Annotated in this window: 8 protein-coding genes; 1 reads left to right on the top strand and 7 read right to left on the bottom strand. The window is 58.8% G+C overall.

Annotated elements, in window-relative coordinates:
• Positions 1 to 204 precede the first annotated feature (204 nt).
• The 6 genes from tesB to IVA81_RS07370 all read right to left on the bottom strand — a co-directional run bounded on the left by tesB (position 205) and on the right by IVA81_RS07370 (position 4,812).
• A complete protein-coding gene (gene tesB / locus IVA81_RS07395; protein ID WP_247314237.1) occupies positions 205 to 1,089 on the bottom strand; it encodes an acyl-CoA thioesterase II in 885 nt (294 codons plus the stop codon).
• 636 nt (positions 1,090 to 1,725) lie between these two features.
• The gene (locus tag IVA81_RS07390; protein WP_247314235.1) at positions 1,726 to 2,586 is read right to left on the bottom strand and encodes a MaoC/PaaZ C-terminal domain-containing protein; all 861 of its coding nucleotides are present in this window, start codon (positions 2,584 to 2,586) and stop codon (positions 1,726 to 1,728) included.
• A 465-nt stretch (positions 2,587 to 3,051) separates the two neighbouring features.
• The gene (locus IVA81_RS07385) at positions 3,052 to 3,597 is read right to left on the bottom strand and encodes a hypothetical protein (protein WP_247314234.1); all 546 of its coding nucleotides are present in this window, start codon (positions 3,595 to 3,597) and stop codon (positions 3,052 to 3,054) included.
• Positions 3,598 to 4,058: 461 nt separating this feature from the next.
• Entirely contained in the window at positions 4,059 to 4,211 is a 153-nt protein-coding gene (locus IVA81_RS07380) for a hypothetical protein (protein WP_247314232.1), read from the bottom strand.
• A gap of 50 nt (positions 4,212 to 4,261) precedes the next feature.
• A complete protein-coding gene (locus tag IVA81_RS07375) occupies positions 4,262 to 4,534 on the bottom strand; it encodes a hypothetical protein (RefSeq protein WP_247314230.1) in 273 nt (90 codons plus the stop codon).
• A gap of 44 nt (positions 4,535 to 4,578) precedes the next feature.
• Entirely contained in the window at positions 4,579 to 4,812 is a 234-nt protein-coding gene (locus IVA81_RS07370) for a hypothetical protein (protein ID WP_247314228.1), read from the bottom strand.
• Between IVA81_RS07370 and IVA81_RS07365 the strand changes: the two genes are divergently transcribed.
• Positions 4,811 to 5,068, top strand: coding sequence for a hypothetical protein (locus IVA81_RS07365; protein WP_247314226.1), 258 nt, complete (start codon positions 4,811 to 4,813; stop codon positions 5,066 to 5,068). The genes IVA81_RS07370 and IVA81_RS07365 overlap by 2 nt on opposite strands.
• A 1,506-nt stretch (positions 5,069 to 6,574) precedes the next feature.
• Here IVA81_RS07365 and IVA81_RS07360 read toward each other — a convergent pair.
• Positions 6,575 to 7,486: a TauD/TfdA family dioxygenase gene (locus tag IVA81_RS07360; RefSeq protein ID WP_247314224.1), complete on the bottom strand. Its 912-nt coding sequence runs from the start codon at positions 7,484 to 7,486 to the stop codon at positions 6,575 to 6,577.
• Positions 7,487 to 7,489 lie beyond the last annotated feature (3 nt).

The raw sequence follows: 7,489 nt of genomic DNA, 5'->3' as shown, positions 1-7,489 counted from the left end.
TGCCTACGCACGGCTCGGGGCCGATGTGGATCGCTACTCCTTCATCGTAGTGGACTTCCACCACCTACTCCTTGCCGGTCTCCCGGCGCACCAACTGTAATGCTAGTACATGGGGTCAGTTGTGGTTAGAAGGACGATCATGCAATGCCTCTGTGCGGAAGATCACTGCCCGCCGCGAACGCGAGGTCGAAGCGGCCGATACCGCTAGATGCTTTTGTGCGCAAAAGCTCCGCGCCGCTCCCGCACCGACCCTTCTTGGGCGACGGAGGCGACCAACGTACCATCGGGCTTGAAGATCAGGCCGCGTGTGAGGCCGCGTCCACCATGCGCGCTCGGCGAGTCTTGTGCGTAGAGCAGCCATTCGTCGGCGCGGAATGGGCGATGAAACCACATTGCGTGGTCGAGGCTTGCCGATGTCATGCGCCCGTCGAACAGCGTGCGGCCATAGCGCGCCATCACCGCATCCACCAGCGAGAAATCCGAGGCATAGGCCAGCGCACAGATATGCAGTGCCTGATCGTCCGGTAGCTTTGTGGCAGTCTTGATCCAGAAATGAACGCGACCATCATCGATCTTCTGACCGAAATAACGTCCGATCTCGACAGGACGCATTTTAACCGGGCGACCGGATCCGTAATAAGTTCGAATAATTTCCGGCATCTCGAGAAACATCGGCTGCTTGGACAATTCCTCTGCCGAGAATTTTTCCGGCGGCGGCACGTAGGGCATTTTGTCATGGTGATCGAAGGCGCTCTCCTCATTGGCATGGAACGACACCATGACAGAGAAGATCGCCTTGCCGTGCTGGATCGCCGTGACGCGGCGAGTCGAATAGCTCTTGCCGTCACGCAGGCGTTCGACCTGGTAGATGATCGGCACCTGGGGGTCGCCGGCCTGCATGAAATAGCAATGGAGCGAATGAGGCAGCCGGCCCTCGACGGTCCGGCATGCCGCAACCATCGCTTGCCCGATCACCTGTCCGCCGAACACCCGGTCCCAGGTGGCCTTCGGAGTGTGGCCGCGAAACAGGTTCACCTCGATCGGTTCAAGGTCGAGGATGGCGAGCAGGTCGATCAGGTGTTTGGACATTGACTGCTTTCATTTTCTTCGGCCTCATGCCCGTGCATGGCACAGCCATGCCTCCGTTCGAATTCGGGTTCGGCACTTTCGAGCTACTGCGAAATGAGGGTACCGGCCCTGTTTAGGCCATTTGTCTAGTTATCTTTTTCGCGCTAAGGAACGCAACCAACTGCACTCAACCATGCTGACTCTATGGCATTGATTTTGAATGGATCGCGAAGTTTCATTTGAACTCCTGGGCCGGGACTGCGAGACCACCTGTGTATCGGATACTTCTTCGTTCCCAAGCAATCGGCGTGCCGCAAAAAAACTGCCATGCGAGCCTTGCTTGAAGAGAGCAAATCCATGCGCTTCATGCTGCGCCAGCGGAATACTTACACCGCAGTGTCGGGCTCCGAATTTAAACGTCCTCAAATCGGACACGGCTGAACACGACAACAAGGCGCGTGAAACGACGACGGTCGCATCTTGACCTTCCTAATTTGAATAGAAGACTGGTCCACTCGGAAAGCTGATGTCATGCCTCAATGTCGCGCCGATAGCTCAGCTAGTTAGGGGCGAGCGCCTGCGGCTCCAAAGGTGTCAATCGGCCTTTTAATGGGAGGTGTTGTTAAACTCCACTGGGCGAAGCGCGTCCGGGAAAGCTCAACGCAGCACTGTTTGCCCATTCTTGGCGATGGCAACCTGGCGATCTCGAACATGAGCTTCGAATGAAATCGAATTGCCGTCCTTCCAGAGATTGATGGTAACGATCTCACCCGGGAACACCGGGGCAGAAAAGCGGACGCGGTGACGCTGGAAGGCAGAGGGATCGTAGTCACCGTACGTCTGCAACACGGCTCTGCAGGTCAGTCCATAGGTGCACAGGCCGTGGAGAATGGGCTTGGGAAACCCGGCCCGACGGGCGAATCCCGCATCGCTGTGCAAGGGATTTCGATCACCCGATAGACGATAGATCAGCGCTTGGTCGGGCCGGATCGGGATATCGAGTGATCTGTCCGGCGCTCGGCGGGGTACTTGGTGCGGCTCGGGCATTCCCTCCGATGGTCCGCCGAAGCCGCCGTCCCCCCTCGCAAAGGTCGACGAAAGAATCGTGACTATCTTGTCACCCTCGCGATCTCTTACGACGACTTCGTTCTGAATGATCGCGCCTTTCTCCTTGCCCTTGTCGTACACGCCGCACACGCGCGCATCCGCGGTAACGCTGGCGGCGACAGGGATCGGCTTGTGGAATATGATGTCGCGTTCGCCATCAACCACCATGAGACGATTGAGGGCGATGGCTCCGGGTCGCGCCCCCCAGACGCAGACCGAAGCAAAGGTCGGAACCACCTTTAGTGGCTTGGGTGTCGCAAATGCCTCATTGACAAACTGCAGCTCGTTTTCGTTCAGAGGATCGGATCCCATGCCGATGCCAAGCGCATAAAGCATCACCTCGCGATCGCTCCACGAATAGGGTGCGGCTTCGGTCTTGAGATCGAGTACTGCGGGATAATCGATGGGCATCGAGACCTTCCTTATTGCCGTTGCTTTGCACTACATCAAGCTATAGAGCGGCAGCGGAGGTTGCGCTCGCTTAGTTTGAATACTTCGCGCCGATTTTAAGAAGGTCGAAATCGCAATCGACGAGATTCGTGTAGATGCGTACGTGCGAGCCCGTCGATGCCCACGGCCAAGGCCTTGCGCGAGCTTTCGATGGCGGAAGGTCAGCGAGAAGCCGCGGCTCTGCACGCAGAGGATGTGGTTGACCGCGGCCTTGGCCTTCGCATTGAGCACCTGCGCATAAGTTCGGATAAAGCCTCGAGCATCGCAAGATCGGCCCCGGGGGACAGCGCTTCTTTGCCTGATGTGATGATGACAGCTTTGATCGCGACAGTTGAAGCGGCTCTAATCCCATACGTTGACCTCGCGCTGCTAGCTCCGCACCGCATAGGCATCGTCGCGCGAAAAAACGTACTAGACGCTGCGGCATTAATACGCGCCCCCGATCGAGGGTGACATCGGTAAGACGCCACCGAAGGCGTCGATGCAGACCCGCCTCGTGGATTCGGCGTAGGCGCCGACCACGAGCTCATGCTGGCCGCTCATCATCTGGGCTGCAGCGAACTTCACCGCATCGAGGCCCGAGTTGCAGAAGCGGCTGATCTGCACGTCCGGCGCGGTTTTATTCAACCCCGCTTTCAGAGCTGCGAGACATTCAACATTGGAGCCGGCTTCGCCAACGGGATGCACCACTCTAAGGATGATATTATCGACGGAATTTTCCGCTGGCTTGGTGCAATCTTTCACGGCTTCTAGCGGCACGATCGCGAGCCGCACCGAAGTCACCGCTTGCAGGGTGCCGTCTGACTCACCGCAGCCGCCTCGGTTGCAAGCATAGATATATGCCTCAGGCAGCGCACTCTCGACCACACGGAGGCCCGATTGTCGATCGCTAGCGGTGGTGTACTCTAGTAGAGGAATGTGTTTCACACGGGCATAAAGATTGAGCCTGACAAGGATGAGATCTTGCCTCATGGCGCGCTTGTCTCGCTCTCTTGGAAATGGACACGGGTTCAAGGGGCAGAGAACATCGCTCGGTTTGCGCGTTGAATGCACTCGGCCCTCGGTCAGTTCTGCCGCCTCTTAAAAGCAACAGCTGTGCCAACAGTGTTCAAGTATTTAAACTTGAGTCGCAGGGGCCGGCCGATGTTTTAAACCCGACAGCCGTCGTGCCGCTGTCAGCAACCGGACAGGGAATTGGCAGTCGCTTGTGCGGAAGAGGCCGTCGTTTTGCGGCGAGAGGACCGAGCGATTGTCACGCCAACCTTGTGGCCGCTGACGCAAGCCAACCAACTCTTCCCGACGCCGGCTGGCGTGACTGATGGCCAAAAAGCTCATGGGCGGCGATCCAGTCGCCCTTGAGCAGCCCGTCGAACAGTCGGCCATCGAGACCGCGCGCAGCGCGGTAATCGACGTCCTCCGGGCGGCATGGTGGCTTAGCCGGGCATGACGAAGCCGAAGGCAAGGCGCAGACCATTGCGGCGGGTCGCCTCGTAATCGAGGAGAATGGCAAGCCATTCGGCGTGGCTGAGGCTGGCGGCATCGCGGTTGCTTTCCAGTTGGATGAACGCATGGGCTATGCCAGCCACCGATTTGCGCCAGCAGTTCGAGCGTCGGGTGTTTGAGCATTGCAGTTCTTTCAGTGGTAATATCCGGGGCACCGGATGTTGGTGTGGAAGATCGGCGTTTGCTCGGGGGCTTTGCGCACCGGAATCCTGTCGAGCCCCTTCTCGAGGATCGATTTGATAGATGGGTAGTTGCGCGCCTGGACCTCCAGCGCGCGCCGCGCGGCCGCTTCCAGGCGTTCGGCGCTGAAGCGCTTCTCCAGTCCGATGATGCCGAGGCATGAATGGTAGCCCTGCTCGGGATAAGGCCGATCTTCGATGATGTTCTGAACAAGCAGCGAGAGCATCGGCCCTATCCGCGCAGCTTCTTCCAGGATTTTCGACCGCTCCATTAACGGTAGCGCCGGTGGCTCGACGGCATATGTTCGGGCATCGTCGTATGCCGCCGCTGGCCGCTTCCACGCATGTGGGCGGCGATGCGTTCGCCAATAATGAAGATTTCGACGGTGCGTGCGGCAATGCGGGCCTCGACCTCGCGGCGGGCGAAGCGCCACGGCACCGAGTAATGGTGGTGCTCGATCGCGAGTGATAATTGAGCCGACCCGGCAACGCTTCCACTCAGCATGGATCCACGGTTCGATCGGGAGCGGTTTGAGATTCGGCGCGTCGATCTCCTCGAACAGCTGACGCCGCGTTTTGCTGTGCTGGCGACGCACCCATGTGTCGTTGAGATCGGCATGCACTCGGCGACCGCAGCGTTCACCCCGGCCAAGCTTGGTCGGGGACCAGAAGATGGCCACGCCGGCGAAGAAGGCGAAGGCGCTATTGTGCGCCTCGATCCAATCGGCGAACTGCTCGCTCCACTTCGCGCAGGCAAATAAAAGCTCGATCCGCCGAGCACCGCCACAAACAGATGGGCATCGCGCACCTCACCGGTCCGGCGGTCGACTACAACCGGCCGCCTGTCGCCGGCGACAAACATCTTCTCGCCGCCCAGTTGGTTCTGCCGCGTCGCCAGAGGCAGGCGGCCTTCTCAGTGCCGGAACAGGTGACACTAACCGCGGGGTGAAGCCTGGCCGGCGCAGCAAGGCCGAACCGGCTTCAGCATATCCCGGACCGTTGGCGAGCGTCTCGGGGGGCGACGCAAAATCTCGCGCACGTGGCGCATCGTAACCCTCCTCGTCGGCATCGATTTCTCCGGTCGATATCCGACCGGAAAATACCCCAGCGATCAAGTTCTCCTAACTCCAAAGTGCGCGCGATCGCTTCGGAATCCTGCGCGATCGAATCGGAACGGTGCGCGCTATTGTCTCGGAATTGGCAATCCCGCTTGATACCAATTGAGTCAAGAGGCTGACGGTTTCCCTAAGTCATATCTAGTTCTTTTCTCTCCGGACGTTGGATTCGCCAGGTCGGGCGGTGTGCTGCGCGGAACCTTCGGCGTAGCAAGGCGCAGATCCCGGCGCGGTTGGCAAATGAAGGCGAACTCGGACGGATCTTCCATCTTAGCTGCGGTGCGGGCGAGTGTGCGACACGGCCCAGGGCAAGCGACGTGAATAGCGGATGCAGATCAGGGTTGAATTCGCAAATGCGATCGCCGCTCAGAGCCAGGGAGGTCTCGCTATCGTCGAGCTCTCGCAACTAACCGATTCGAAGCGCTACCATGAAGCAATACGTCGATTGGATGTTTCACAGACGAACGTTTCAGGCTGCGTAGTCCGATGATGGTGGGCGGGTAACGTTCGAAGGTAAGGCCAAATTCGAACCTGGAGCATTGACCGAGCCGCTGTGAAGCGTGGGAGCGATGGCGACTCCCTCCCAGCAAGAGCGAAGCACCAATTGCCCGCGATGACTTAATACCGCCGCTTTTAAGGATTCTTCCTGCTGCGACATTTTCTTAGCGAGACAAGCCCGACTATAGACGCAATCAACATCCATTTGGCTCTTGTAGCACCATGCCGATCGACCAGGGAACTCCCCTGTCGCCGCCAGGTCTTGAAGAGAGCAGGATCGCATTTTTGACAAAGGACCGCGTACTACGGCGCGCCGAAACAGGCCGGCGAAGCATTTGCCATTTGCCGGACCCGCGTGAGGGCTGTATCTGCGGAGCTGGCAAGCGCTTTCAAGAGGACGGGCGCGCGGTGACAGCGCGACCGGCATGCTCCGTATCGCGCTGATGCTGGTTTGCGGATCGCTATTGCTCGCCTGACGAGGATCGGGGCTCGGATCCCAAAGGCATTATTCTCGAGCAACGCCGCAAATGTCGGGAGCAGCAGGCCCAAGGTGCGCGCGCCAACTACTCGACATCGCGCTGAGCGCACGAAAGTCTTGGCGACACCAACTTCAGATCACTTGCGCCTATTGCGGTAGACCAGATCAGTGCCCAGCTAGGCAGCCTTGGCGGCCTGTGGCTTTGATTCGGTGCGCGCCACGCTGCGAGAACTACCGATCCTGAGCGGCACATCGTCATCGATGGCGATGCGGCTCTCCACGCGATCTCGATCGCTAGATTGCTTGAGAGCGCGACGCTTGGTCGCCCGGTTATCCCAGATTACAACGTCGCCCGGTTTCCAACTCCAGCTCACCGTATTTTCCGGCGCAATGAGGTAGGATCGAAGCCGGTTGAACAGCTTCTGGCTGGGATATTTCTCCAGGCCAACGAAGTTCTGCACAGAATCTCCGAGCACGAGCAAGCGCTCGCCCGTCTCGGGATGGACGCGAACAACCGGACACGCGGTTTCGCAGATTGTTCCGGTGAAGACATCATCGAATTGCTGCGTGTCCATCTCGATGGCGTGCCTGGTCACGGTGCACTCATAGGCGCTGCAGTGCACCGCCCAGAGGTTGTCGGCCAGCATTCGCAGCGGCTCGGGAAGATCAAGATATGCAGCCGCAGTGTTTGTCCAAATGATGTCATCGCTATCAGGCGGGATCACGACGCCGCGCAGTACCGAGATTTTCGGACATGAGTCACCGAAGCTGAGATCCATGTGCATCTGGTCGGCACGACCGCTGCCGCGGCCCGTCGCCATATCCGGGATCAATGTTCCCTTTATGGTACGCGGGATCAGAGAGCCGAGGCGGACGGCCAAGCGCTGCTGTTCGGCATCATCGAGATGTCCCTGATCACGGAAGAAGATGACTTTGTGCTCGAAAAGCAACTGGCTAATGGCGCAGATGAGCTCGTCGGACAATCCGTCCGATAGCCTGATGTTCTTGATCTCGGCACCAAGCCGGACGGCGGACTTGACGATGTCCGACCGCGGAATGACATTATCCATGGTTGTCACGTTGCTCATGAT

The sequence above is a fragment of the Bradyrhizobium sp. 141 genome (assembly GCF_023074055.1).
In the GTDB taxonomy this organism is placed as follows: Bacteria; Pseudomonadota; Alphaproteobacteria; order Rhizobiales; family Xanthobacteraceae; genus Bradyrhizobium.
Note: the sequence above shows the minus strand (reverse complement) of the source record. Positions and strands in the feature narration are given on the sequence as shown.